The 24,459-nt window shown below is 48.5% G+C and carries 23 protein-coding genes; 16 read left to right on the plus strand and 7 right to left on the minus strand.

The features are described 5' to 3' along the window. Nucleotides 1-11: 11 nt before the first annotated feature. The 5 genes from rsxC to argR form a co-directional block, all read right to left on the minus strand. Complete coding sequence (gene rsxC / locus BN3349_RS05025) at nucleotides 12-2,102, minus strand: electron transport complex subunit RsxC (RefSeq protein WP_040976265.1); 2,091 nt, start codon at nucleotides 2,100-2,102, stop codon at nucleotides 12-14. Continuing rightward, a complete protein-coding gene (rsxB, locus tag BN3349_RS05030) occupies nucleotides 2,095-2,694 on the minus strand; it encodes an electron transport complex subunit RsxB (RefSeq protein ID WP_040976266.1) in 600 nt (199 codons plus the stop codon). The genes rsxC and rsxB overlap by 8 nt, the downstream gene beginning before the upstream one ends. Before the next feature lies 1 nt (nucleotide 2,695). Beyond that, nucleotides 2,696-3,277, minus strand: a complete 582-nt coding sequence (gene rsxA / locus BN3349_RS05035) for an electron transport complex subunit RsxA (protein ID WP_040976267.1) — start codon at nucleotides 3,275-3,277, stop codon at nucleotides 2,696-2,698. Nucleotides 3,278-3,414: 137 nt separating this feature from the next. Next, complete coding sequence (locus BN3349_RS05040; protein WP_040976268.1) at nucleotides 3,415-4,299, minus strand: TIGR01777 family oxidoreductase; 885 nt, start codon at nucleotides 4,297-4,299, stop codon at nucleotides 3,415-3,417. Between the two features lie 23 nt (nucleotides 4,300-4,322). Next, a complete protein-coding gene (gene argR / locus BN3349_RS05045; RefSeq protein ID WP_040976269.1) occupies nucleotides 4,323-4,790 on the minus strand; it encodes a transcriptional regulator ArgR in 468 nt (155 codons plus the stop codon). Nucleotides 4,791-5,016: 226 nt separating this feature from the next. Between argR and mdh the strand changes: the two genes are divergently transcribed. Continuing rightward, entirely contained in the window at nucleotides 5,017-5,952 is a 936-nt protein-coding gene (mdh, locus tag BN3349_RS05050) for a malate dehydrogenase (protein ID WP_040976270.1), read from the plus strand. Nucleotides 5,953-6,178: 226 nt separating this feature from the next. On the opposite strand, the gene BN3349_RS05055 is transcribed toward mdh, so the two are convergent. Together BN3349_RS05055 and argS are read right to left on the minus strand one after the other, a co-directional pair. Further along, nucleotides 6,179-7,078, minus strand: coding sequence for an RsiV family protein (locus BN3349_RS05055; RefSeq protein ID WP_048736316.1), 900 nt, complete (start codon nucleotides 7,076-7,078; stop codon nucleotides 6,179-6,181). A 51-nt stretch (nucleotides 7,079-7,129) separates the two neighbouring features. Beyond that, on the minus strand, nucleotides 7,130-8,860 hold the full coding sequence (gene argS, locus BN3349_RS05060; protein ID WP_040976271.1) for an arginine--tRNA ligase: 1,731 nt from the start codon (nucleotides 8,858-8,860) through the stop codon (nucleotides 7,130-7,132). An 86-nt stretch (nucleotides 8,861-8,946) separates the two neighbouring features. Between argS and BN3349_RS05065 the strand changes: the two genes are divergently transcribed. From BN3349_RS05065 to pgi, 15 genes are all read left to right on the plus strand, one after another. Beyond that, nucleotides 8,947-9,534 (plus strand): VOC family protein, encoded by a 588-nt coding sequence (locus BN3349_RS05065; protein ID WP_040976272.1) that lies wholly within the window; start codon nucleotides 8,947-8,949, stop codon nucleotides 9,532-9,534. A 5-nt stretch (nucleotides 9,535-9,539) separates the two neighbouring features. Further along, a complete protein-coding gene (locus BN3349_RS05070) occupies nucleotides 9,540-9,863 on the plus strand; it encodes a hypothetical protein (protein WP_040976273.1) in 324 nt (107 codons plus the stop codon). Nucleotides 9,864-9,882: 19 nt separating this feature from the next. Continuing rightward, entirely contained in the window at nucleotides 9,883-10,344 is a 462-nt protein-coding gene (locus BN3349_RS05075) for an outer membrane lipoprotein (RefSeq protein ID WP_032091978.1), read from the plus strand. A gap of 150 nt (nucleotides 10,345-10,494) precedes the next feature. Next, nucleotides 10,495-11,577, plus strand: coding sequence for a peptide chain release factor 1 (gene prfA, locus BN3349_RS05080; protein ID WP_040976274.1), 1,083 nt, complete (start codon nucleotides 10,495-10,497; stop codon nucleotides 11,575-11,577). 62 nt (nucleotides 11,578-11,639) lie between these two features. Next, nucleotides 11,640-12,548, plus strand: a complete 909-nt coding sequence (gene prmC / locus BN3349_RS05085) for a peptide chain release factor N(5)-glutamine methyltransferase (protein WP_040976500.1) — start codon at nucleotides 11,640-11,642, stop codon at nucleotides 12,546-12,548. Nucleotides 12,549-12,558: 10 nt separating this feature from the next. Beyond that, the gene (locus tag BN3349_RS05090; RefSeq protein WP_040976275.1) at nucleotides 12,559-13,353 is read left to right on the plus strand and encodes a SirB1 family protein; all 795 of its coding nucleotides are present in this window, start codon (nucleotides 12,559-12,561) and stop codon (nucleotides 13,351-13,353) included. Between the two features lie 12 nt (nucleotides 13,354-13,365). Then, nucleotides 13,366-14,220, plus strand: coding sequence for a 3-deoxy-8-phosphooctulonate synthase (gene kdsA, locus BN3349_RS05095; protein ID WP_040976276.1), 855 nt, complete (start codon nucleotides 13,366-13,368; stop codon nucleotides 14,218-14,220). A gap of 136 nt (nucleotides 14,221-14,356) precedes the next feature. Beyond that, a complete protein-coding gene (locus BN3349_RS05100; RefSeq protein WP_040976277.1) occupies nucleotides 14,357-15,298 on the plus strand; it encodes a 2-hydroxyacid dehydrogenase in 942 nt (313 codons plus the stop codon). Between the two features lie 89 nt (nucleotides 15,299-15,387). Next, a complete protein-coding gene (locus BN3349_RS05105; protein WP_040976278.1) occupies nucleotides 15,388-16,578 on the plus strand; it encodes a lipoprotein-releasing ABC transporter permease subunit in 1,191 nt (396 codons plus the stop codon). A gap of 69 nt (nucleotides 16,579-16,647) precedes the next feature. Further along, nucleotides 16,648-17,340, plus strand: a complete 693-nt coding sequence (gene lolD / locus BN3349_RS05110) for a lipoprotein-releasing ABC transporter ATP-binding protein LolD (RefSeq protein ID WP_040976279.1) — start codon at nucleotides 16,648-16,650, stop codon at nucleotides 17,338-17,340. Continuing rightward, entirely contained in the window at nucleotides 17,337-18,590 is a 1,254-nt protein-coding gene (gene lolE / locus BN3349_RS05115; RefSeq protein WP_040976280.1) for a lipoprotein-releasing ABC transporter permease subunit LolE, read from the plus strand. The genes lolD and lolE overlap by 4 nt, the downstream gene beginning before the upstream one ends. A gap of 150 nt (nucleotides 18,591-18,740) precedes the next feature. Then, a complete protein-coding gene (gene aroG, locus BN3349_RS05120; protein WP_040976281.1) occupies nucleotides 18,741-19,829 on the plus strand; it encodes a 3-deoxy-7-phosphoheptulonate synthase AroG in 1,089 nt (362 codons plus the stop codon). Nucleotides 19,830-20,099: 270 nt separating this feature from the next. Continuing rightward, a complete protein-coding gene (locus tag BN3349_RS05125; protein WP_040976282.1) occupies nucleotides 20,100-21,518 on the plus strand; it encodes a replicative DNA helicase in 1,419 nt (472 codons plus the stop codon). 11 nt (nucleotides 21,519-21,529) lie between these two features. After that, nucleotides 21,530-22,606, plus strand: coding sequence for an alanine racemase (alr, locus tag BN3349_RS05130; RefSeq protein WP_040976501.1), 1,077 nt, complete (start codon nucleotides 21,530-21,532; stop codon nucleotides 22,604-22,606). A gap of 140 nt (nucleotides 22,607-22,746) precedes the next feature. Next, entirely contained in the window at nucleotides 22,747-24,393 is a 1,647-nt protein-coding gene (pgi, locus tag BN3349_RS05135) for a glucose-6-phosphate isomerase (RefSeq protein WP_040976283.1), read from the plus strand. Nucleotides 24,394-24,459: the final 66 nt, after the last annotated feature.

The following is a 24,459-nucleotide window of genomic DNA, read 5'->3' on the forward strand; positions in this document are numbered from 1 at the left end:
AGATTAATCTCTTAATTGTTATCCTGTTGCTGTGCGGCTTTTTTTGCTTTGGCGCGCGCAATGGCAGCGGCAATAGCGGCTTTTTTAGGGTCAAGTGCGGTGCTATTTTCAGGCGTTTTTTCGACCGCACTTGCTGATGTCTCAACCGCCACATTTGCCGTTTGGACAGCCGCATGTTGCGCGGATTGTGCCGAGGTTGTGGTGGCAGAAGATGTCGTCTCTAACGTGCCCTCTGTGTTATCGCCTTGCTGCGCGGCTTTTTTTGCTTTGGCGCGCGCAATGGCAGCGGCAATAGCGGCTTTTTTAGGGTCAAGTGCGGTGCTATTTTCAGGCGTTTTTTCGACCGCACTGGTTGATGTTTCAACCGCCACATTTGCCGTGTGGACAGCCGCATGTTGCGCGGATTGCGCCGGCGAAGTCGCGGCGGTAGCCTGTGTTTGTTGTTCCGCCTGTTGGCGGGCCAAACGGCGGGCCTTACGCTGTGCCATAATGTCGCTGTTATCCGGCATCACTTCACCGTCGGCATTCACCAAGGTTTTGATTTTAATCTGCGCTGTTGCTGGTTCGCCGGCTTGTTTGGCTTTTAAGCGTGCCAATGCGGCTTGAACAGGGTCTTCGCCTTTTTGCTGCGCCAATTCTGCGCGGCGGTTTTCAGCTGCGCGCTGGGTACGGGCCTTACGTGCCTGTTCCTCTTTTTCCAGACGCGCCTGACGGGCTTCAAAACGAATTTTAGCCTCTTCGGCCTTTTGCGCTTTTTCTTTCATTTCCCACAGTTTGGCTTTTTCTTGGCGGAAATATTGAATCAGCGGAATATGACTCGGGCAAACGTAAGCGCATACCCCGCATTCGATGCAGTCTTTTAGGGCGTACTGCTCGGATTTTTCATGATCTTCGCTACGGGCGAACCAGTAAAGCTGCTGCGGCATTAAATGTACCGGGCAGGCGTCCGAACAGGCGGAACAGCGGATGCAAGATTGTTCCGGTTCAGGCGGTGCGTATTCGAAATGATCCGGCGCCAGCAGACAGTTGGTGATTTTGGTGACCGGCGCGTTTAAATCGGGCAAAATTACCCCCATCATCGGACCGCCCATAAATACCGGAAAGCGATCATCATATTGGTAGCCCGTCTGTTGCAACAAATCCGCGATCGGCGTACCTAAACGCACCCATTGATTGCCTTTATGCACGATTTTATCGCCGGTCAGTGTGACGACGCGTTCAATTAACGGTTCGTCGTCTATTACCGCGCGTTTAATCGCAAAGGCGGTGCCGACATTGTGCATTAATACGCCGATACTGGAAGAACGCTGACCGCTCGGCACTTCCAGCCCGGTCAGCACTTGAATCAGCTGTTTTGAGGCGCCGGACGGGTATTTGGTCGGAATCACGCGGATTTCAATATCGTTTGCGCCGTGCAGGGCGCGACGAAGAGCGGCGACCGCCTGCGCTTTGTTATCTTCAATGGCCAACACCACTTTTTCAGGGCGCAGAATATAGCGCAGAATGCGGATGCCCTCGATAATTTCTGCCGGATAATCGCGCATCAGGCGATCATCACAGCTGATATAAGGTTCGCATTCCGCACCATTGATAATCAGCAGTTTAACCTGTTTTTCCGCCGAATGAATTTTAGCCGCGGTAGGAAATACCGCGCCGCCCAAACCGGCGATGCCAGCATGATAGATTGTGTCAATCAATTGTTCCGGTGTACGGCTGAGAAAATCTTCAATGGGCTGACGTTCACGCCATTGATCCAGACCGTCCGCCTGAATTTCGATGCACAGTTCGCTCAGTCCCGACGGATGGGCGGCAACATGCGGCGCAATTTGAATGACCGTGCCGGAAGTCGGTGCATGTACCGGCAGGGCGCGCAATCCTTCGCCCAAGGTGAGCGGCTGACCTTTTAATACTTTTTCACCCGCTTTCACTAGAATATTGCCCGCTTTACCAGCATGTTGCTTCACCGGTAGATAAAATCTCTCCGTCAGCGGGGCGCGGGTAATCGGCGTCTGATTCGATTGCGACTTCATATCCGGCGGATGAATACCGCCGTCAAAATCCCACAACTTACCTGAATTAAAACGGGTTAATACATCATTCATCGCTATCTCCCACAACAAGTTTTTTCTGCACGGAAGTGGTGTCCAGCACGGGAATAACCAGTTTCGGATCAAATTTCCAGTTCCAGTGATCAATATTCGGTTTCACCTTTATCATGGAAATGCAGTCCGTCGGGCAGGGGGCGACGCACAATTCGCAGCCGGTGCAAAGATCGGGAATGATGGTATGTACGGCGCGGTTGGTACCGATAATGGCGTCAACTGGGCAGGCTTGAATACATTTGGTGCAGCCGATACACATGTTTTCGTCGATAAAGGCGACTTTGGGGGCGGGCTCTTCCGCCAGCTCTGTGGACGGCACATCGACTCCCAACAGATCCGCCAGTTTAACCACCAGCGGTTGTCCGCCGGGCACGCATTTGGTAATGACATCGCCGTTGGCAATGGCTTCGGCATAAGGGCGGCAGCCGGGATAGCCACATTGACCGCATTGGCTTTGCGGTAGCAGAGCGTCAATTTTCTCGACGATAGGATCGGCATCGACTTTCAGTTTTATTGAAGCAAAGCCTAAAATGATGCCGAAAATTAACGCCAATAGCGCAATGGCGATCAGCACATAATAAAACGTAGTCATACTAGACTCTCACCAAACCGGTAAAGCCCATAAAGGCAAGAGACATCAGACCGGCGGTAATCAGTGCAATGGACGCACCGCGAAACGGCAACGGTACGTCAGCGGCCGCCAGTCGTTCACGCAACGCGGCGAACAGCACCAGCACCAGTGCGAAACCCAGCGAGGCGCCGAAGCCGTAAATCACCGATTGAGTAAGATTATGCGCCAGATTAATATTCAGCAGCGCCACGCCGAGTACGGCGCAGTTGGTGGTAATCAATGGCAGAAAGATGCCGAGCAGGCGGTATAGCATCGGGCTGGTTTTGTTGATCACCATTTCAGTAAACTGCACCACCACCGCGATAACCAGAATAAAAACTAACGTGCGTAGAAAATTGCTGTTAAACGGCGTTAATAAGTAGCGATCAACCAAATAGGAACACAATGACGCCACCGTCAGTACGAACATGGTTGCCAATCCCATGCCGACAGCGGTTTCGATTTTTTTCGACACGCCCATAAACGGACACAGTCCGAGAAATTTCACCAGCACGAAGTTGTTGATAAGTGCAGTGCTGATAATCAATAAAATATAATCTGTCATAGTGTTTTCGCTGATTTGATTAAGCCGTATATTATCTCTGTTTCTGCCGCCAAGGACAATAAAAAGTTTAGCGCGCGGAAATTTAACATAAAACGACCGCACTTTTTATGCCAAAAACGGGGGATATCTGTCGGCGATTACAAACAGTGCACCAATGCCGATTTGATGTCTGGATATTGAAAGCGAAAACCGGCTTGCAGCAGTTTGGTCGGGAGGACTTTCTGGCTGTCTAATAACAACTGCGCCCGTTCGCCGAAAGCCCATCGTAGCAGGAACGCCGGAACCTGTGCAAAGTGCGGTCGGTTTAACAGTGATCCCAAGGTGTGATTGAATTCGCTGTTGCGCGTCGGATTCGGCGCCGACAGATTGAAGGCGCCGTGGCACTGCGGGTGGTGTAACAGAAATAAAATGGCATTGACCATATCCGATAGAGCGATCCAGCCCCAATATTGTCGTCCGCTGCCAAGTTTTCCGCCCAGACCTAAGCGATACGGCAGCAACATTTGTGCTAACGCACCACCGCTTTGCGCCAGCACGATACCAGTACGCAATAAGCAAACGCGGGTTGCGGCATGCTGCGCAGCAGCTTCCCATTGCTGACAAAGACGAGCGGGAAATGTGTCGCCTGCGCGGTTGTCTTCGCTGAGCGCCGTTTCTCCTCGATCGCCGTAATAGCCCGCTGCCGAGCCGGAGATAAAAGTGTGCGGCGGATGACTGCTGCAATTGATAAGTGCGGTCAGTTTTTTGGTTAAATCCACTCGGCTATGGATTAATCGGTTTTTTTGCTGCGGCGTCCAGCGACGCCGGAAAATCGGTTCTCCCGCCAAATTGATGACCGCATCAAAACCATTCAGGTCGCTGTAATTTTCCAGTGTGTCGGTCCATTCCACTGCGGCAGGCAGTCGCATTTTTGCCTGCGCCGGGTTTCGGCTTAGTGCGATAACCTGATGATTGTCGCCGATTAAACGGGGGATTAACGTGCTGCCGATCAGTCCGGTTGCGCCGGTAAATAGAATGTTCATTTCGCCTCCCCTGTTGTGACAGGTTAAAGTGAGTTTTCAAACAACTGCTGAATATTGCCGATTAGACGTTTAATGTCGGTGCCTGCGGTGGGCGTGATAAAAATGGTGTCGTCACCGGCAATCGTACCTAAAATACCTTCCGCTTTTCCTACCGAATCTAGCAGGCGGGCGATCAGCTGGGCGGCACCGGGGCTGGTTTTTATCACGATCAACGAGGCGTTGGAGTCAATGTCCAGCACCAGATTTTTAAGCGGGCTGCTGGTATTCGGTACACTGAGTTCGTTCGGCAGGCAATAGACCATTTCCATGCGCGTATTACGGGTGCGTACCGCGCCGAATTTGTTCAGCATGCGTGATATTTTCGATTGATTAATATTGCTGAACCCCTGTTGTTGCAAAGCGGTGACGATTTCGCTTTGCGAACCGAACTTTTCTTGCGCTAGCAGTGCTTTAAAGGCAGCGGTTAAGTTATCGCTTTTTTCATTTGTCATCGGAATGCTCCAGATTATGTTTTTGCCATGGATTTTTGCATAAAAATGCAAAATAAGTAAATAAAATTTATTTGTGGTTGAGGTTTTCGGCAGAAAAAGAGGGGAATTGGGGCCAAAACCTTGAGTTAGATCTCACTATTCAATTTATCCGTTTGAATTTAGGTATGAATAAATTTAGAATTCAGGAGTTCAATTTGCAAACTTAATCAACTGTAAGGAGTTTTAAATGAAAGTAGCAGTATTAGGCGCCGCAGGCGGTATCGGTCAGGCATTGGCATTATTGTTGAAATTACAGTTACCGGCAGGTTCCGAATTATCGTTATATGATATTGCGCCGGTAACTCCGGGGGTTGCGGCGGATGTCAGCCATATCCCGACCGCGGTTAAAGTGCAGGGATTTGCCGGTGAAGATCCGACACCAGCCTTGCAGGGGGCGAATGTGGTATTGATTTCAGCCGGTGTAGCGCGTAAACCGGGAATGGATCGTTCCGATTTATTCAATATTAATGCCGGTATTGTGCGCAATTTGATTGAAAAAGTCGCGGTCGTATGTCCGCAAGCCTGTATCGGCATCATTACCAATCCGGTGAATACGACAGTTGCGATTGCAGCGGAAGTGCTGAAAAAAGCCGGTGTGTACGATAAACGTAAATTATTCGGGGTCACCACACTTGATGTGTTGCGCTCAGAAACCTTTGTTTCCGAATTAAAACAGCTGAATGTTTCGCGTACAGCGGTACCGGTGATCGGCGGTCATTCCGGCGTGACGATTCTGCCGTTGCTGTCTCAGGTACAGTTTGCCGAATGGACAGAGGAAGAAATCGCCCCGTTGACCAAGCGTATCCAGAATGCTGGTACGGAAGTGGTTGAAGCGAAAGCGGGTGGCGGATCGGCGACTCTTTCCATGGCACAGGCGGCGGCCCGTTTTGCCCGAGCGTTGGTGAAAGGTTTGAGCGGTGAAACCGTAGTGGAATGTACTTATGTGGAAGGCGACGGCAAATATGCCCGCTTCTTCGCACAACCGGTTCGTTTGGGTAAACACGGAGTGGAAGAAATTCTGCCGATCGGTCCGTTAAGCGCGTTTGAACAGCAGGCGCTGGAGGCGATGTTACCGACATTACGTGCGGACATTGAGCTGGGTGAGAAATTTGTTAATTCGTAACGCGAATTTATTTGTTCAAAAAGGCGGCAATTAAGCCGCTTTTTTGCTTTTTTAGCAAAATATTTAGCTAAAACCGTGAGTTAGTTCACAAATTTTGTAATAACCATTTGCAGAATGAGGGTTAATTCTGTATTCTACGCCCATCAAAAACAAGTGCTATAACAAAATAGCCGACATATTTTGCTTTCCGAGTAGTGCCTCTTTCAATGAGGCACTTTTTTTTATCTTATTTATACCAATTATAATCAGGATTAATCAGATTTTCTTCTATCGCGCCCCAAGGCAAAATCAGAGTCACATCGCCGTAGGCATAAGCGTTTAATGCGTAAGGCGGATAAACGAAATGAATGCCTTCCGGGCTGAAATAAAATTGCGGCGAAATATGGAAATCTTCTTTAGCAATAAACGGTGGCTCCCCATTTATTACGTTGTCGATATAGTCTTTCCATAGAAATTCGGTAAGTCTAGGTCGAGCACCTGTCACGACTAAATCATCAAGCCCGATGATCGCTTTTTTGTTGATATCAATATTGGTGTAAAACAGATAGTGCATGCCGTGTGCGCCGCCGTTATAGGTGGATAGCGCCTCTTCAAAACTGACCACATTCTGACGCTGACCGAGATAATTCGCGTTGATACATAAGTCGAATCCCGGCGTCGGTTCCTGCTTGATTTCATTAACGGCACGAGTATGTATACTTTCCAGCAGTTTGATTAAATCCGCTTTGCCGGGATTATCTGATTCTGGCTGACTTTTTTCATCGAAATTAATAAGGTAGCCATATTGTTTCTTTATCAGTAAATTATCCAGCCATTGTACGCCGGTTTCCGGCAGATAATCGCAGGTATTGACTGTCGCCTGTGCAATATCCGGATTATTTTCCGCTTTGGCATTGAATTCAATTTGTGCTTGTTGGTTAAAAAGCTCGGTGATCTTAACCTGCAAAGCAGGTACATCGGCTTTGAGCTGAGTCAGCTCGGTTTGTGCTTTTTCTGTTGCGGCTTGCAGCCGGCTGATGGTTTGTTGCGATTGCCGCAATTGCTGTTGTAATCGGCTGGCTTCTTCGTCATGGCAGGCTGAAAGCAGTACCGCAATGATGAGGAGGGCGGGAACGGATTTTGGCATAATTGTCACCTTATCAGATGAAAAAAGGGCGACAGCGCCCTTTTGTGCGAATTACATTTTTTCTACGGTTTTGATTCCCAGTAGATCCAGCCCTTGTTTTAGGGTTTTTTCGGTTAACAGCGCCAGTTTTAAGCGACTGAGCTTAATGTCGTCCGCGGCGTTTAAAATCGGACAGTGTTCATAAAATGCCGAGAACAGACCCGCCAGTTCATACAAATACGCGCAGAGAATATGCGGTGTGCCGTCGCGCCCGACCACTTGCACGGCTTCTTCAAATTGCAGTAATTTAATTGCCAGCAAGCGCTCTTTTTCGTCGGTCAGCCGAATTTGTGCCTTGGATAAATCCGTTGCTTTAATTTCTGCTTTATTAAAGACGGAACGGATACGGGTGTAAGCATATTGCATATAAGGCGCGGTGTTGCCTTCAAAGCTCAGCATATTATCCCAATCAAACACATAATCGGTCGTACGGTTTTTGGATAAATCGGCATATTTTACTGCGCCGATACCCACAGCCTCTACTACCGCCGCTTTTTCTTGGGCAGAAAGTGCGGTGCTTTTTTGCGAAATTAATTTATCGGCACGTTCAATTGCTTCGTCCAGTAAATCGGCGAGTTTGACGGTGCCGCCGGTACGGGTTTTAAAGGGTTTGCCGTCTTTGCCCAGCATCATACCGAAGTTTTTGTGTTCCAGTTGGAAACTGTCCGGCACATAGCCAGCTTTGCGGGTAATCAGCCAAGCCTGTTGCATGTGCTGGCTTTGGCGGGTATCGGAAAATACCATGGCGCGATCGGCGTGCAAGGTTTCGTAACGGTATTTGGCCGCGGCGATATCCGTGGTGGTATAAAGGTAGCCGCCGTCTTTTTTCTGAATAATCACGCCCATTGGATCGCCGTCTTTATTTTTGAATTCGTCCAGATAAACTACCCAAGCGCCGTCGTCTTCAACCGCCAGTCCCTGCGCTTTCAGATCCGCCACAATACCGGGCAGCATCGGATTATACAAGCTTTCTCCCATCACATCCTGTTCCGTTAGGGTAACGTTCAGGCGTTCGTAGTTATGCTGATTCTGGCGCATGGTAATATCCACCAGCTTTTTCCACATGGTACGGCAATATGCGTCACCGCTTTGAAGTTTGACGACATAGCCGCGGGCTTTTTCCGCAAACGCCGGATCACTGTCATAATGTTCTTTGGCGGCGCGATAAAAGGCTTCCAAATCGCTTAATTGCATGGCGGTGGCGTGTTCGTTTTCCATTTTTTCCAGATAAGCGATTAACATACCGAACTGGGTACCCCAGTCGCCCACATGGTTGGCACGGATCACTTTATTGCCGAGAAACTCCAGCGTGCGTACTACGGCGTCGCCGATAATGGTGGAACGCAGGTGTCCGACGTGCATCTCTTTCGCCACATTCGGTGAGGAATAGTCGGCAACCACGGTTTGTATTTGTTGTGCGCGCACGCCGAGTTTTTCATCCTCCAGCGCCAGTTGCAGGTTTTCCGCTAACCAGTTTTTATCTAAGAAAATATTGATAAACCCCGGACCTGCGATATCGGTTTTTTCCGCTATGCCTTGCAAATCCAGTTGCTGAATCACTTGTTGTGCAAATTCACGCGGATTCAGCCCTAACTTTTTGGCTGCTGCCATAATACCGTTAGCCTGATAATCCCCGAATTGCGGTTTGCCCGATTGCCGTACCGACGCGTCGCATTGCGCATCCGCGCCCGCATCCATCATCGCCTGTTTGATTTTGTCCGATAGAATCGATTGAATATTCACTGTGTTTGTAACCTGATTTTGAATTGTGAAAGTAATCCGCTATGATACCGTTCTTTCGTGATCCAGAAAAGATGAAGTGAGAAAAAATGATCATTCCCAACCAAAATCATCCATTGTTTGCCGAAGCGCCGCTGCATTTAGCAGATTTTATTGAATTTGAACGAAAAATCTTCTCATTGGCAGCGGCGATGACATTACCTTTGGAGGCATATTTAATCGATCATTTGGCGGTGAGAGTAAATCAGCGTAAAGATGCCGAGCAATGGCTGACAGTATTGTTAAAGTGCGGTACAATTTTGAGCGATAATATTGTTAACGGTCGACCTATTTATTTGATTCAATTGAATAAACCGCTGCGATTTGGTGGTCAGAACGTGGATATTATCGAATTGCCGTTTCCTAAAAATAAAGTATATCCGCAAAATTCTTGGGAGCATATTGAAGTTGTGATTCCGTTTTTGTACAAAGAATCGACGGAAGAATGGGTTAAGCGCATTAATACGCTATTTTTATGGAACAAATTAACCGATTTAAGCGTCAAAGTCAGCGAGCCGAAAGTTGAAGGCGAACGGCTGCCGAATCCTTCTATCGCGGTGAGCTTTGCGCAGCAATCGGAGAATCATACCTGTATTAAGGTTCATCCGTATAATATTAAAAAAATAATTGAGGTTTAACGCCAATGAAAAAAGCTGCTTTAGCATTAACCATTTTATTCAGCCTAGGACTGACTGCATGTTCATCACATTCCGACGCCAACACCTATAAAGGTGAGGTGGTTTTCAGCGCTTATGAAGGAAATAATTTAAAACTGACCATTCGCCGAGACAATTGTGAACCTTCGGACGGTAATGCGGAAATGATCGAATTGGTTTATCCTTATGATTCCAATTTGGTTGTCGGTGCCTGCGTATCGGTTTCCGCGGACGATAACGGTAATCTGAGCATCAAAAATGTGTCGAGATCAAAATCGGCGTCTTGGTTGTCCAGAACCGGCAAGCATTAATATTGGTTAAGGGGTTTTTATGAAAAAAATCAGTTTAGCATTTGCGCTGTTATTAACATTGGGATTAGCCGGTTGCGCCAATCAGGATATTTACAGTGGTAGCGTTTATTCCGGTGCGCAGGCAAAAGAAGCGCGTTCGATCAGTTACGGTACCATTGTCTCAACCCGACCGGTGAAAATTCAGGCGGATAATCAAGGCGTGATCGGTACTGTCGGCGGTGGGGTATTAGGCGGTATTGCCGGTTCCGGCGTCGGCGGCGGCACCGGACAGGCAATCGCCACTACGGTGGGTGCGATTGCCGGTGCGGTGATTGGCAGCAAAGTGGAAGAAAAAGCCAGCCAGGTGGATTCGCTTGAGTTGGTGATCAAAAAAGATGACGGTAAAGAAATCGTCGTGGTACAAAAATATGAAGCGAATTTAGTCCCAGGTGCGCGGGTGCGGATTGTCGGCGGTTCCTCGCTGAACGTATCGGCATTATAAACCCTGTCTTCATCACTGACAAAAGGCTTTCGGCATTGCCGGAAGCCTTTATTTTTGGTGTGAAATTTTTTCGATCACTACAATTTGGCGGTTAAACCGTGCTAGAATAGCCCGATTTTTTTATTTATGTTTTACGATTAAGGTTAGTGAATGAAACCCTCAATTATCAGTAAGTTAGATAGTTTAAACGAACGTCATGAAGAACTGGAAGCGCTGCTGGGCGACCCGTCTGTTATCAGCGATCAGGATAAATTCCGCGCCTACTCAAAAGAATATGCCCAATTGGAAGATGTGGTGAAATGTTTTGCTCGCTGGAAACGGCTGCACGGTAATCTGGAAGAGGCGACGCTGCTGCTGGATGACCCGAGTATGCGTGAAATGGCGCAAGAAGAAATTGAAGCATGCAATACGGAGCTGGAACAAGTCGAAACACAGCTACAGATTTTATTATTGCCGAAAGATCCGAATGACGAATATAACTGTTATCTGGAAATTCGGGCGGGAACCGGCGGTGATGAAGCGGGGATCTTTGCCGGAGATTTATTCCGTATGTACAGCCGCTATGCAGAAAGTAAGCGCTGGCGGGTGGAAGTGCTGAGCGAAAATGAAAGCGAGCAAGGCGGCTACAAAGAAATTATTGTTAAAATCAGCGGCGATAGCGTTTATGGTCAGTTGAAATTCGAATCCGGCGGTCATCGTGTGCAACGCGTACCGAAAACCGAATCGCAGGGGCGGATTCATACTTCTGCTTGTACTGTCGCGGTGATGCCGGAATTGCCGGAAAGCGAACTGCCGGAAATTAACCCGGCGGATTTGCGTATCGATACCTACCGCTCTTCGGGTGCCGGCGGTCAGCACGTGAACACCACCGATTCCGCCGTGCGCATTACCCATATTCCGACCGGCATTGTGGTGGAATGCCAAGATGAACGTTCGCAACATAAAAACAAAGCGAAGGCAATGTCGGTGCTGGCGTCACGTATTGTGCAGGCAGAACAGGAAAAACAGGCTGCCGAGCAAGCGGACACACGCCGTAACTTACTCGGTTCCGGTGATCGCTCAGATAAGATCCGTACTTACAATTATCCGCAAGGGCGGGTAACCGATCACCGCATCAATCTGACCATTTATCGTTTGGATGAAGTGATGAACGGCAAAATTGACGAATTAATTCAGCCGATTATCACCGAATATCAAGCGGATCAATTGGCAGCATTATCCGAACAGAATTAACGTGTTAGCGGGCGATTCGCCCGGTTATTATCCTATAGACAAAATCGGTTGAGGTGAATAAGATTTCTCCGCAAAGCTATCGGCAATGGCAAAAAGCCGCCGTTGATTATTTACAGCCTTATCAAACCCAGGATCCTTATGCGCATCCTAAAGCGGATGCCAGTTTGTTATTGCAGTTTGTGACAGGACGCGATCGCGCAGCGATTCTGGCATTCCCGGAAACCTTGTTGGACGACGGGCAACTTGCCACCCTGTCACAATTATTATCGCGCCGCGCCAAAGGCGAGCCGATGGCGTATATTCTCGGTGAACAGGCGTTCTGGTCGCTTAATCTTAAGGTGGACAAACATACTCTGATTCCGCGTCCGGACACCGAAGTGTTGGTTGAGCAGGCGCTGGCAGCGGCAAAACGGCGGTTAAATTCACCGCACTTTGACGGTGAACTGAGCGTGTTGGATCTCGGTACCGGCACCGGCGCTATCGCGCTGGCACTGGCTGCCGAACTGACGCCGATAGCAGAAAAGTGCGGTGCAAATTTAACCGTTTTAGGCGTGGATGTCATTGCCGAAGCAGTGGCACTGGCAACTGATAACGCCGAACGCAATCAGGTGAAAAATGTCTGTTTTATGCAAAGCGATTGGTTTGAGGCACTTCGCCGCCGGCGTTTTGATCTTATTGTTGCCAATCCGCCCTATATTGATGTGCAAGACCCGCATCTGCGCCAAGGCGACGTGCGCTTTGAGCCGTTATCTGCATTGGTTGCCGAGCGTCAGGGATACGGCGATTTGCAGCATATTATTGAACGGGCGCCGCAATATTTAAAAACCAATGGCTGGTTGTTGTTGGAGCATGGCTGGCGGCAGGGCGAGAAAGTGCGGTCGTTTTTTGTGCCGGATCAATGGCTTGAGGTTGCAAGCGTGCGAGATTACGGCGACAATGAACGGGTAACCTTAGGGCGCTTAGCCAAGTAGGATTGAGGCAATGAAGTATTATCAAAAAGCTTTGTATGACGAAATGACGTCTTTTTATTTAGTCACTTGTGATGATGAGGGGGACGAGCTTGCTCGTATCCGCGCATTAATGGGCGGGCTGGTGCGTAAAGCGCGCAAAGCCATCGATGCGACGCTGAGCGAGAAAGACAAGATTCAGCATTTATTGCGGCTGGTTTACCACGATTGGGGATTTCACTGCGATCCCGAGCATTATTTTCATTCCGCTAAGCTGTATTTGCCGCAGTTGCTGGCGACGCATAGCGGCATGCCGGTGAGTATCGGCGCCATTGTACTGTATTTGGCGGAAAGTCTGAATCTTCCGCTGTATCCGGTGAATTTCCCAACCCAGCTTATTTTGCGTGCCGAACTCGACGGCGAAACGTTATTTATCGATCCTTGGAACGGTAAAACCGTTTCCCGCCAGCGCTTGGAAACCTTGTATGAAGGTGCCTTCGGTTTCGGCGCAACGCTGACGGCGGAGACACTGGAACGGGCGGATTGGCAGACTCTGACCGAACGGTTCAGACAGCTGGCGAAAAATGCCCTGATTCGCGAGGAGCATAATTATGCCGCGCTGCAATATATCGAAACGTTATTACGCCACAAGCCGGAGGATCCGTATGAAATTCGTGATCGTGGTATTGTGCTAGCGCAAATGGGCTGCTTTAAAGCGGCGGCGGACGATTTGACGTATTTTATCGAAAAATGTCCGCAAGATCCCACCGCACTTTTGCTGGCGGGGCAGTTATCGGAACTTAAAAAAGAAACGGAATCAATTCATTAGAGGGGATGTATTATGCAAAACAATATTGTGCGTGTCGGCGAGATTGAAATTGCCAACGATAAACCGTTTGTCTTATTCGGCGGTATGAATGTGCTGGAAAGTCGCGATATGGCGATGGCGGTTTGTGAAAAATATGTGGAGGTCACGACAAAATTAGGCGTGCCTTATATCTTTAAGGCGTCTTTTGATAAAGCCAACCGCTCTTCCATTCATTCCTACCGCGGACCGGGCATGGACGAAGGGCTGAAAATTTTTCAGGAACTGAAAGATACCTTCGGCGTGAAAGTGATTACCGACGTACACGAAATTTATCAGTGTCAACCGGTGGCGGATGTGGTGGATATTATCCAGCTGCCGGCGTTTTTAGCCCGCCAGACGGATTTGGTGGAAGAAATGGCGCGCACCGGCGCAGTCATTAACGTGAAAAAACCGCAGTTTTTAAGTCCGGGGCAAATGGGCAATATTGTGGAAAAAATCCGTGAATGCGGCAATGATAAAGTGATTTTGTGCGATCGCGGCACCAATTTCGGTTATGACAATCTGGTGGTGGATATGCTTGGTTTCAATGTGATGAAACAAGTTTCCAACGGTTGCCCGGTGATTTTTGACGTCACCCATTCGTTGCAATGTCGCGATCCGTTCGGTGCCGCTTCGGGCGGACGTCGTGCGCAGGTTACCGAGCTGGCGCGCGCTGGTTTGGCGGTGGGATTGGCGGGCTTATTTTTGGAAGCGCACCCGGATCCGAATAACGCCAAATGCGACGGACCTTCGGCACTGCCATTGTCGAAACTGGAGGCTTTTATCGGGCAGATGAAAGCCGTTGATGAACTGGTGAAAGGGTTCGATGAGATTGATACTTCGAATTAATTCTGCTTCAGATTAGCCGAGAAAGTGCGGTCGATTTTTCATAAGTTTTGTAAAAAGATTGTTAAAGTCGACCGCCTGCGGTATAGTCGAAGACGGTAAACCACAACACAACTTTTTGATAAAAGGAGAGTTATTTATGAATATTGTTTTTCTTGATAGTACCGCCATACCGAAACATATCCCGATTCCCCGCCCGACTTTTGCGCATCAATGGACTGAATACGAACATACCTCAGCCGCACAAACCGTAGAACGCGCCAAAGATGCCGATATTGTGATTACCAGCAAAGTTGTGTTTAACCGCGAAATCTTACGTCAGCTGCCGAATTTAAAACTGATCGCTTTAACAGCGACCGGCACCAATAATATCGATCTGGTGGCCGCGCAGGAGTTGGGCATTACGGTGAAAAACGTCACCGGTTATTCCTCGGTGACGGTGCCGGAACATGTGCTGGGTTTGATTTTCGCCCTCAAACACAGCCTGATGAACTGGTATAAAGATCAGCTCAGCGCCAAATGGGCGGATTGCAAGCAGTTTTGTTATTTTGATTATCCGATTACCGATGTGCGCGGTGCTACTTTAGGTATTGTCGGCAAAGGCAATCTGGGAAACGAAATCGGGCGTCTGGCGACGGCATTGGGCATGAATGTCATTTATGCGGAACGCAAAGATGCGATCACCATTCGTGACGGTTACTTGCCGTTCGAGGCGGTTTTGCGTGAAGCGGATATTCTGACCTTACATTGCCCATTGACCGAGACCACCACCAATTTGATCAATGCCGATACCCTCAAGCTGATGAAGCCGAGCGCCTATTTAATTAATACCGGACGTGGACCGTTGGTTGATGAAAAGGCGTTGGTGGCAGCGCTGGAAAACGGTACGATTGCGGCAGCGGCGTTGGATGTCTTGGTGAAAGAACCGCCGGAAAAAGACAATCCGCTGATTCAGGCGGCAACCCGTTTACCGAATCTGATTATCACGCCGCATATTGCCTGGGCATCAGACAGTGCGGTGACAACATTGGTAAATAAAGTGACGCAAAACATTGAAGAGTTTGTCGCGACAGCCAAATAAATTATCGCTATAATGGCATCATCCGTTTCTGATACCGGCACGGACTATAGTCCGTGCTTTTATTTTGCAGAGATAACCAATAAACCGATATGACTTTTCCTGTCCCTTTATTTATCGCCCTGCGTTATTGGCGTGCCAAAAGCGCGGATCGTTTCGGGCGGCTGGTGACGAATCTTGCCGCCAGCGGCATTGTCCTTGGCGTGATGGCGCTAACCATCGTTCTTTCCGTGATGAATGGTTTGGAAAAACATCAAAAACAACAGGTGCTTGCCACTATTCCGCATGCCATTGTGATGCCCGTTGAGGGCAATCTGGAGCTTGATGCGCCACCGCCAGCGTTGCCGAATTTTGTGCAAAAAGCCGTGCCGATCAATACCACCGCCGTGATTTTACAGACTGCAAAAGGCGTCAGCGCCGGACAGGCTATCGGCATTCAAGCCTTTTCCGATGACAGCTTGCTGGATGAATTGGCGTCACAACCCTTTACGCAAGTCTTGCCTGCCGGCGAGTTTAAGTTGATTATTGGTTCGACACTGGCACACAAACTGCAATTGCAAATCGGCGATAAAGTACGCGTCATGATTACGGAAAACAGCCGTTATACGCCTTTTGGACGCGTGCCGGTACAGCGTTTGTTTACGGTCTCCGATATTTATTTTTCCGCTGCGGAAAGCGCTGGTTACGAAGTGTTTGCCAATTTAACCGATATTGGTCGTTTAATGCGGATCCAACCACAGCAAATGCAGGGCTATCGCCTGTTACTTGATGATCCTTTCAAAATCACCGAGTTATCGACATATTTTCCTGCACAACAATGGAAAATTGACGATTGGCGTAGCCAGAAAGGCGAGTTTTTTCAGGCGGTCAGAATGGAAAAAAACATGATGGGCTTATTAATCAGTCTGATTATCGTGGTGGCGGTTTCCAATATTATTACCTCGCTGAGTTTAATGGTGGTGGATAAGCAAGGCGAAATTGCGATTTTGCAAACTCAAGGACTGCGCAAAGCACAGGTGCGTCATATTTTTATTGCGCAAGGCTTATTCGTTGGGGTAAGCGGCACTTTGTTCGGCACGCTGCTCGGCATTGCGGCAACGTTAAATCTGGATCGCCTGATTCATTTTATCAACCCGCAGGGAATCTTTTTGCCGACCCAAATCGACGGTATGCAGCTTGCCTTGGTGGTGAGCTTTTCATTGCTGCTGTCATTGCTTTCCACCGTTTATCCCGCTTACCGAGCGGCGCAGGTGGAACCGGCACAAGCCCTGCGTTATGAATAGCGCAGAGAAAAAAGTGCGGTGGTTTTTTGGTGTGTTTTTTATTTTTACTCAACAGGGTAGTATTACCTCATGACGGATAACGAAATTTTATTACATTGTCAAAATGTTACCAAATATTATCAGGAGGGCGCGATCCGCACCCAGGTGCTGAAAGACGTCACATTTTCCATGCAATCTGGCGAATTGGTCGCGATTGTCGGCAGTTCGGGTTCCGGCAAAAGTACCTTGCTGCATACGCTTGGCGGGTTGGATCAACCAAGTGGCGGTGAAGTGTTTATCCGTGGTCGTTGTTTACAACAGGCAAATGCCGATGAGCTGGCGCAGTTACGCAATCGTCATCTGGGTTTTGTCTATCAGTTTCATCATCTGATGGCGGATTTTAACGCGTTGGAAAATGTCATGATGCCGATGCTGATCGGACGGCAGAATAAAACGGAGGCGCGCGATCGGGCGGAGGGCATGTTGACTGCGGTCGGGTTGTCGCACCGTATCACGCATCGTCCTTCGGCGTTGTCGGGCGGTGAGCGGCAGCGGGTGGCGATTGCGCGGGCGCTGGTTAATCATCCGGCGTTAGTTTTGGCGGACGAGCCTACCGGTAATCTGGATCGCAAAACCACGGAAAGTATTTTTGAGCTGATTCGACAGTTAAATGCGGAGCAGCATATCGCCTTTTTGCTGGTTACCCATGATCTGAATTTAGCACAAAAACTGTCCCGTCGTTTGGTGATGCAAGACGGTGTCTTGAGCGAGGCACAAGCATGAATACGCCTTTTTTTATCAGTTGGCGCTATCAGCGGGCGAAGCAGAAAAACCGTTTGGTTTCGCTGATTTCACTGTTTTCCGGTATCGGTATCGCGCTGGGTGTAGCGGTGCTGATTGTCGGGTTAAGCGCGATGAACGGTTTTGAACGGGAGCTGAATAATCGAATTTTAGCGGTGGTGCCGCATGTGGAAATCAGTGCTTATGCGCAGCAAGGCGATAGTGAAACCCTTGATCAATGGCAAAATTTGACCGCACTTTTACGCCAAGACCCGCAAATCAGCGGTGTTGCGCCCTTTGTCGGCTTTACCGCGTTGGTGGAAAACGGCGCCAAGCTGAAAGTGGTGCAGGTTAAAGGCATTGAAAAAGCGGCGCAGGATCAGGTAAGTGCGCTGGGAAAATTTGTGTTGGATAAGGGCTGGCAGCGTTTTGAACAGCACGGTGGGCTGATTCTCGGCTATGCGATTGCGCGTGAGCTGGACGTTGTTTCCGGGGATTGGGTAACCTTATTGGTGTCGCCGCGCGGCGACGGTGAAAGTTTCACCCAGCCGGTGCGCCATCGGATTCAGATCAGCGGTATCTTGCGGCTGGACGGACAGCTTGATCACAGCTATGCGTTGATGCCGCTGGCAATGGCGCAAGAATTTCTCGCGTATCGTACCGATCAGGTAAGCGGCGTGGAATTGAAGGTGAAAGCCCCTTTTGCGGTGCAGCAAATGGATTATACTCGGCTACAGCATTATCCGCAGATGTTGAATGTGCAGAATTGGATTGCCAAATTCGGCTATATGTATCGTGATATCCAACTGATTCGCACGGTGATGTACATCGCCATGGTACTGGTGATCGGCGTCGCCTGTTTTAATATTGTGTCCACCCTGATTATGGCGGTGAAGGATAAACAAGGCGATATTGCCATTATGCGCACGCTGGGGGCGAATAATGCCTTTATTAAACGGATTTTTATCTGGTACGGTTTACAGGCGGGCATGCAAGGTTGCCTGATCGGTATTCTTTTGGGTATAGTACTGGCGCTGAATTTGACCGTTCTAATTGAGGGGATAGAATGGCTGATCGGAAGAAAACTGTTATCGGACGGGGTTTATTTTGTTGATTTTCTACCCAGCGAATTGCATTGGCAGGATGTGGTTATCGTGCTGATTGCGGCATTAATCCTCAGTCTGATCGCAAGCCTCTATCCCGCAAGTCGGGCGGCGAAATTACAACCTGCGCAAGTTTTGAGCGGTCATTAAGCGAAAAGCGCATTATATTTTTAAACTAGTTTACTAGTACAGAAATGCGTGTTACATTGGTACCCATTATCCGTGGTTTGATGATTTCTTCAGGAAAGCAAAATAAAGGGGCGGCTGTAAGGTTCGCCGAACATATTGAGAGAGTGATGTATGAGTACAAAAAATAAAAACCATATTCGTATCGCCAATGACGATACCCGAATTGCCAAAATAGAGCAGGTGTTACCGCCGATTGCGCTGTTGGAAAAATATCCGGCAAGCGAAATTGCAGTAAAAACCGTAAAAAATGCACGTAAACAGGCACATAATATCATTCACGGGCAGGATGATCGTCTATTGGTGATTATCGGTCCTTGTTCAATTCATGATCCGAAATCCGCGCTAGAATATGCCCGCCGCATTAAAACGATGCGCGAAAAATATCAAGATACGCTGGAAATTATCATGCGTGTTTATTTTGAAAAACCGCGTACCACCGTGGGCTGGAAAGGGCTGATTAACGATCCTTATTTGGATCACAGTTATGCCCTTAATGACGGATTGCGAATTGCGCGCAAATTGCTTTCCGACATTAACGATCTTGAAGTGCCGACTGCCGGTGAGTTTTTGGATATGATTACCCCGCAATATATCGCCGACTTTATGAGCTGGGGCGCAATTGGTGCCAGAACCACGGAATCGCAGGTGCATCGTGAGCTGGCGTCCGGATTATCCTGCGCGGTAGGCTTTAAGAATGCGACTAATGGCGGTGTGCGCATTGCACTGGATGCGATTGGCGCGGCAGAAGCGCAGCATTATTTTCTATCGGTGACTAAATTCGGGCATTCCGCCATTGTGTCCACCAAAGGTAATGAAGACGGGCATATTATTTTGCGGGGCGGCGATAAGGGACCGAATTACAGCGCCGAGGATGTGCGTATCGTATGTGACAATATTGCCAAGAGCGGTCGAATTCCGCATGTCATGATTGATTTCAGTCACGCCAACAGTTATAAACAATTTAAAAAACAATTGGATGTCTGTCAGGATGTTTGCCGTCAGGTTGCCAGCGGCTCGAGCCAAATTTTCGGCGTAATGGTGGAAAGCCATTTGGTCGAAGGTCGTCAGGATCTGGAAGACGGAAAAGAATTAGTATATGGTCAAAGTGTGACCGACGCTTGTATCGGCTGGGAAGACAGCGAGCAGGTCTTGCAGGAGTTGTCCGATGCGGTTGTTGCTCGTCGCAAGGTAACCGGCTGAGCTTAATTGCTGGTGAGCGATTGTGCGGTAGCAAGATTTTCATAAGATTTATGAAAACCGTTCAAAAAAGCACCGCACTTTTTATTGAATTTTTCTTTAGCGCGGGCGGAGATGTCCGCTTTTTCGTCCGTTTCGACCGATGAAAATCGGCTTTTCCTCTTATTTTTCCATTAATTTTTATCCGTCTTTTTATTTGCTTTTTTCTTAAATCGTCGCCGGATTTGGTATATCATATACGACAATTTTTCGTATCGGATAACATTAATTTATATGGCACAGCAAAACTCTCAGCCTCAACGTACTCAACCGAGAGACCATAAAGTGGAGCAGGTCGGTATTCCGCCGCATTCCATTGAAGCGGAACAGGCCGTTTTAGGCGGTATTTTATTGAGCAACAGCCATTGGGATGCCGTTGCCGAGCGGATTATCGCGGAGGATTTTTATACTTTTCAGCATCGGTTGATCTTTCAGGAAATGACCGATCTGGTACGTCGTAATCAACCGGTGGATCTGCTGACGATTGATGAAGCGTTGAAAAATAAAGGGGTAACCGATGAAGTCGGCGGTTTCGCTTATTTGGCGGAACTGTCCAATAATACCCCGAGTGCGGCGAATATTATCGCCTATGCCGATATTGTGCGCGAAAAGGCGATTTTACGTGAACTTATTGCTGCCGGTAATAAGATTGCCAAAATCAGCTACACGCCGAAAGGGCAAGATGTCAAAGCGATTTTAGACGAAGCGGAACGCGAAGTGTTCGCCATTGCAGAAAAACGCACCACCTCCAGTGAAGGGCCGCAGAATATCATTGATATTCTGGAGGCGACGGTGGATAAAATCGAAACCATGAGCCTGAATAAAAATCATAACGGGATCACGGGCGTAACGACCGGCTTTATTGATCTGGATAAAAAAACCGCAGGCTTGCAGCCTTCCGATCTGATTATTGTGGCGGCGCGTCCGTCCATGGGGAAAACCACTTTTGCCATGAACTTATGTGAAAACGCCGCATTGGCAAGCGAAAAGCCGGTGTTGGTGTTCAGCCTTGAGATGCCCGCCGAGCAGATTATGATGCGTACTATCGCTTCGCTTTCCCGTGTGGATCAGACCAAAATCCGTACCGGACAAGGGCTAGATGAAAGCGATTGGTCAAAAATCGGCAGCACGCTCGGTATTTTTAAACAGAAACCGAATTTATTTATTGACGATTCTTCCGGCTTGACACCGACGGAACTGCGTTCCCGTGCCAGACGGGTATACCGTGAAAATAAAGGGCTGAGCCTGATTATGGTGGATTATTTACAGTTAATGCGCGCGCCGGGTTTTGCCGATAACCGTACGCTGGAAATTGCAGAAATTTCGCGCTCGCTGAAAGCCTTGGCGAAAGAACTGGAAGTGCCGGTCATCGCGCTGTCACAGCTGAACCGAACACTGGAAAATCGCGCGGATAAGCGCCCGGTGAACTCGGATTTACGCGAATCTGGTTCCATTGAACAGGATGCGGATTTGATTATGTTTATTTACCGCGATGAAGTGTATAACGACAATTCCGATGACAAAGGCATTGCCGAAATCATCATCGGTAAACAACGTAACGGTCCGATCGGTAGAGTGCGGTTAAAATTTCAAGGGCAATATTCGCGCTTTGACAATCTAAAAGAACAACCGGAATATATGGACGAGTATTAAGCATGATGCACATGAAACCCGCGACGGCAAAAATCAGTTCCGTCGCATTAAAACATAATATCCAGACCATTAAACGAAAAGCGCCGCACAGTAAAATTATCGCTGTGGTGAAAGCCAATGCCTATGGACACGGCGTGGTGTTTGTGTCTTCCGCATTGGAGGCGATGGTGGACTGTTTCGGTGTGGCGCGTCTGGAAGAAGCGTTAAGTTTGCGTTCTAACGGCATCACCAAACCGATTTTGCTGCTGGAAGGCTTTTTTTCAGAAAAAGATCTGCCGATTATTGCGGTGAACAATATTCAAACCATTGTGCATAATCAGGAACAGCTCAGTGCGCTACAACAGGCACAGGTACCGAATAAAATCAAAGTGTGGCTGAAGGTTGACACCGGTATGCACCGTTTGGGCGTGCGTTTGGATCAGGTGGACGAATTTTACCGCCAACTGCAACATTGTGATGCGGTGGATAATAATATCGGTTTTGTCAGTCATTTCAGCCGTGCCGATGAGCTGCAATGCGGTTATACCCGCAAGCAATTGACGGATTTTTTACAGGTAACACAGGATAAAAACGGCGAACGCAGTATTGCCGCCTCCGGCGGTGTGTTATTTTGGCCGGATTCGCATTTGGACTGGATTCGTCCGGGCATTATTATGTACGGCATTTCGCCGAATAATACACCGAGCAGTGAGTACGGGCTGATCCCGGTGATGACGCTGACCTCGTCGCTGATTGCCGTACGCGATCATAAACAGGGCGAACCGGTGGGCTACGGCGGAAAATGGGTTAGCCAACGGGATACTAAAATCGGCGTGATTGCGATCGGTTACGGCGATGGCTATCCGCGCGATATGCCGATGGGAACGCCAGTTTATATTAACGGGCGTCGCGTGCCGATTGTGGGTAAAGTTTCTATGGATATGTTGACCGTGGATCTTGGCGTCGACAGCCGGGATCAGGTGGGCGATGAGGTTATTTTATGGGGCAAGGAATTGCCTATTGAAGAAATTGCGGAAATTGGTGGCGTTTTGAGTTATGAATTAATTACAAAACTTACGCCGCGAGTTTTGACCGAATATATTGATTAAGCGCGCCGGCAAAGGGCGGCGAATGTAACATAAACGTTCCTCCTGTGGCGTCCTCCTCCAGTTTACTATTGACAGAGGAGGCATCGCGCTGACTAATTGATTATAGTATTTTTAATAATTCACCTTAAAAAGGAAACACCATGAAAAATATTAATCCGACCACCACTAAAGCGTGGCAAGCGTTGCAGCAACATAAAACCGATTTTGCTGCGACAACCATTCAACAGCTTTTTGCACAGGAGCCGGAGCGGTTCGCTCAGTATTCATTAACTTTTAACGATGAAATGTTAGTGGATTTTTCAAAAAACAATATCAATCAACAAACGCTGCAACTGTTGCGTCAGTTAGCCGATGAATGCGCATTATCCGACGCGGTGGAAGCCATGTTCAGCGGCGAAAAAATCAACCGTACCGAAAATCGCGCGGTTTTGCATACCGCATTGCGCAATCGCGCCAACACGCCGGTATTGGTGGACGGCAAAGATGTGATGCCGGAGGTTAATGCCGTACTGGCTAAAATGAAAGCATTCTGCCAACGTGTAATTTCCGGGGAATGGAAAGGCTATACCGGTAAAGCGATTACCGATGTGATCAATATCGGCATCGGCGGATCGGATTTAGGACCTTATATGGTGACCGAAGCCCTGCGTCCGTATAAAAATCATTTAACCATGCACTTTGTTTCCAATGTGGACGGCACCCATATTGCTGAAACCTTGAAAAAAGTGAACCCGGAAACGACGCTGATATTGGTAGCGTCAAAAACCTTCACCACACAGGAAACCATGACTAACGCTTTGTCGGCGCGCGACTGGTTTTTAGCGGCGGCAAAAGATGAAGCCCATGTGGCGAAACATTTCGCCGCCTTGTCCACGAATGGCAACGCAGTGGCGCAATTCGGCATTGATACCGCCAATATGTTTGAATTCTGGGATTGGGTCGGCGGACGGTATTCGTTATGGTCTGCTATCGGGTTGTCGATCGCGCTTTCTATCGGCTTTGAGAATTTTGAAGCTCTATTAAGCGGCGCGCACGCAATGGACAAACATTTCCGCACAGCACCGATTGAAAAAAATATTCCCGCCACTTTGGCGCTGGTAGGCTTATGGAACACCAATTTTCTCGGCGCACAAACCGAAGCGATTTTGCCATATGACCAGTATTTACACCGTTTTGCCGCCTATTTTCAGCAAGGTAATATGGAATCGAACGGGAAATATGTGGCACGCGACGGTAAAGCGGTCGATTATCAAACCGGACCGATTATCTGGGGCGAACCGGGTACTAACGGTCAGCATGCGTTCTATCAGCTGATTCATCAGGGAACCACCTTGATCCCTTGTGATTTTATTGCGCCGGCGCAAAGCCATAATCCGCTGTCCGATCATCACAGCAAACTGCTGTCCAACTTCTTCGCCCAGACCGAAGCGTTGGCGTTCGGTAAAAGCCAACAGGTCGTCGAAGCGGAATTTGTCAACGCCGGCAAATCCTTAGACGAAGTCAAAGAGATTGTGCCGTTTAAAGTCTTTACCGGCAATAAACCGACAAATTCAATTTTATTGCGTAAAATTACGCCGTTCAGCCTTGGGGCATTAATCGCGATGTATGAACACAAAATTTTCGTACAGGGTGTGATTTTTAATATTTTCAGTTTCGACCAATGGGGTGTGGAATTGGGTAAACAGCTGGCTAATCGCATTTTGCCGGAGCTGGCGGATGATGCCAACGTCAGCAGCCACGACAGTTCCACTAACGGACTGATTAACCGCTTTAAAGCCTGGCGCTAAAAGTGCGGTAGGTTTTCACCGAGTTTCGGTGAAACTTCCAGCGGCGATATTAACGGACATCCGCTT

This window comes from Necropsobacter massiliensis (assembly GCF_000827595.2).
GTDB lineage: Bacteria > Pseudomonadota > Gammaproteobacteria > Enterobacterales > Pasteurellaceae > Necropsobacter > Necropsobacter massiliensis.

Coding starts and splice junctions, on each gene's coding strand:
- rsxC (WP_040976265.1), bottom strand. CDS start 2,102: ATGAATGATGTATTAACCCGTTTTAATTCAGGTAAGTTGTGGGATTTT.
- rsxB (WP_040976266.1), bottom strand. CDS start 2,694: ATGACTACGTTTTATTATGTGCTGATCGCCATTGCGCTATTGGCGTTA.
- rsxA (WP_040976267.1), bottom strand. CDS start 3,277: ATGACAGATTATATTTTATTGATTATCAGCACTGCACTTATCAACAAC.
- BN3349_RS05040 (WP_040976268.1), bottom strand. CDS start 4,299: ATGAACATTCTATTTACCGGCGCAACCGGACTGATCGGCAGCACGTTA.
- argR (WP_040976269.1), bottom strand. CDS start 4,790: ATGACAAATGAAAAAAGCGATAACTTAACCGCTGCCTTTAAAGCACTG.
- mdh (WP_040976270.1), top strand. CDS start 5,017: ATGAAAGTAGCAGTATTAGGCGCCGCAGGCGGTATCGGTCAGGCATTG.
- BN3349_RS05055 (WP_048736316.1), bottom strand. CDS start 7,078: ATGCCAAAATCCGTTCCCGCCCTCCTCATCATTGCGGTACTGCTTTCA.
- BN3349_RS05065 (WP_040976272.1), top strand. CDS start 8,947: ATGATCATTCCCAACCAAAATCATCCATTGTTTGCCGAAGCGCCGCTG.
- BN3349_RS05070 (WP_040976273.1), top strand. CDS start 9,540: ATGAAAAAAGCTGCTTTAGCATTAACCATTTTATTCAGCCTAGGACTG.
- BN3349_RS05075 (WP_032091978.1), top strand. CDS start 9,883: ATGAAAAAAATCAGTTTAGCATTTGCGCTGTTATTAACATTGGGATTA.
- prfA (WP_040976274.1), top strand. CDS start 10,495: ATGAAACCCTCAATTATCAGTAAGTTAGATAGTTTAAACGAACGTCAT.
- BN3349_RS05090 (WP_040976275.1), top strand. CDS start 12,559: ATGAAGTATTATCAAAAAGCTTTGTATGACGAAATGACGTCTTTTTAT.
- kdsA (WP_040976276.1), top strand. CDS start 13,366: ATGCAAAACAATATTGTGCGTGTCGGCGAGATTGAAATTGCCAACGAT.
- BN3349_RS05100 (WP_040976277.1), top strand. CDS start 14,357: ATGAATATTGTTTTTCTTGATAGTACCGCCATACCGAAACATATCCCG.
- BN3349_RS05105 (WP_040976278.1), top strand. CDS start 15,388: ATGACTTTTCCTGTCCCTTTATTTATCGCCCTGCGTTATTGGCGTGCC.
- lolD (WP_040976279.1), top strand. CDS start 16,648: ATGACGGATAACGAAATTTTATTACATTGTCAAAATGTTACCAAATAT.
- lolE (WP_040976280.1), top strand. CDS start 17,337: ATGAATACGCCTTTTTTTATCAGTTGGCGCTATCAGCGGGCGAAGCAG.
- aroG (WP_040976281.1), top strand. CDS start 18,741: ATGAGTACAAAAAATAAAAACCATATTCGTATCGCCAATGACGATACC.
- BN3349_RS05125 (WP_040976282.1), top strand. CDS start 20,100: ATGGCACAGCAAAACTCTCAGCCTCAACGTACTCAACCGAGAGACCAT.
- alr (WP_040976501.1), top strand. CDS start 21,530: ATGAAACCCGCGACGGCAAAAATCAGTTCCGTCGCATTAAAACATAAT.
- pgi (WP_040976283.1), top strand. CDS start 22,747: ATGAAAAATATTAATCCGACCACCACTAAAGCGTGGCAAGCGTTGCAG.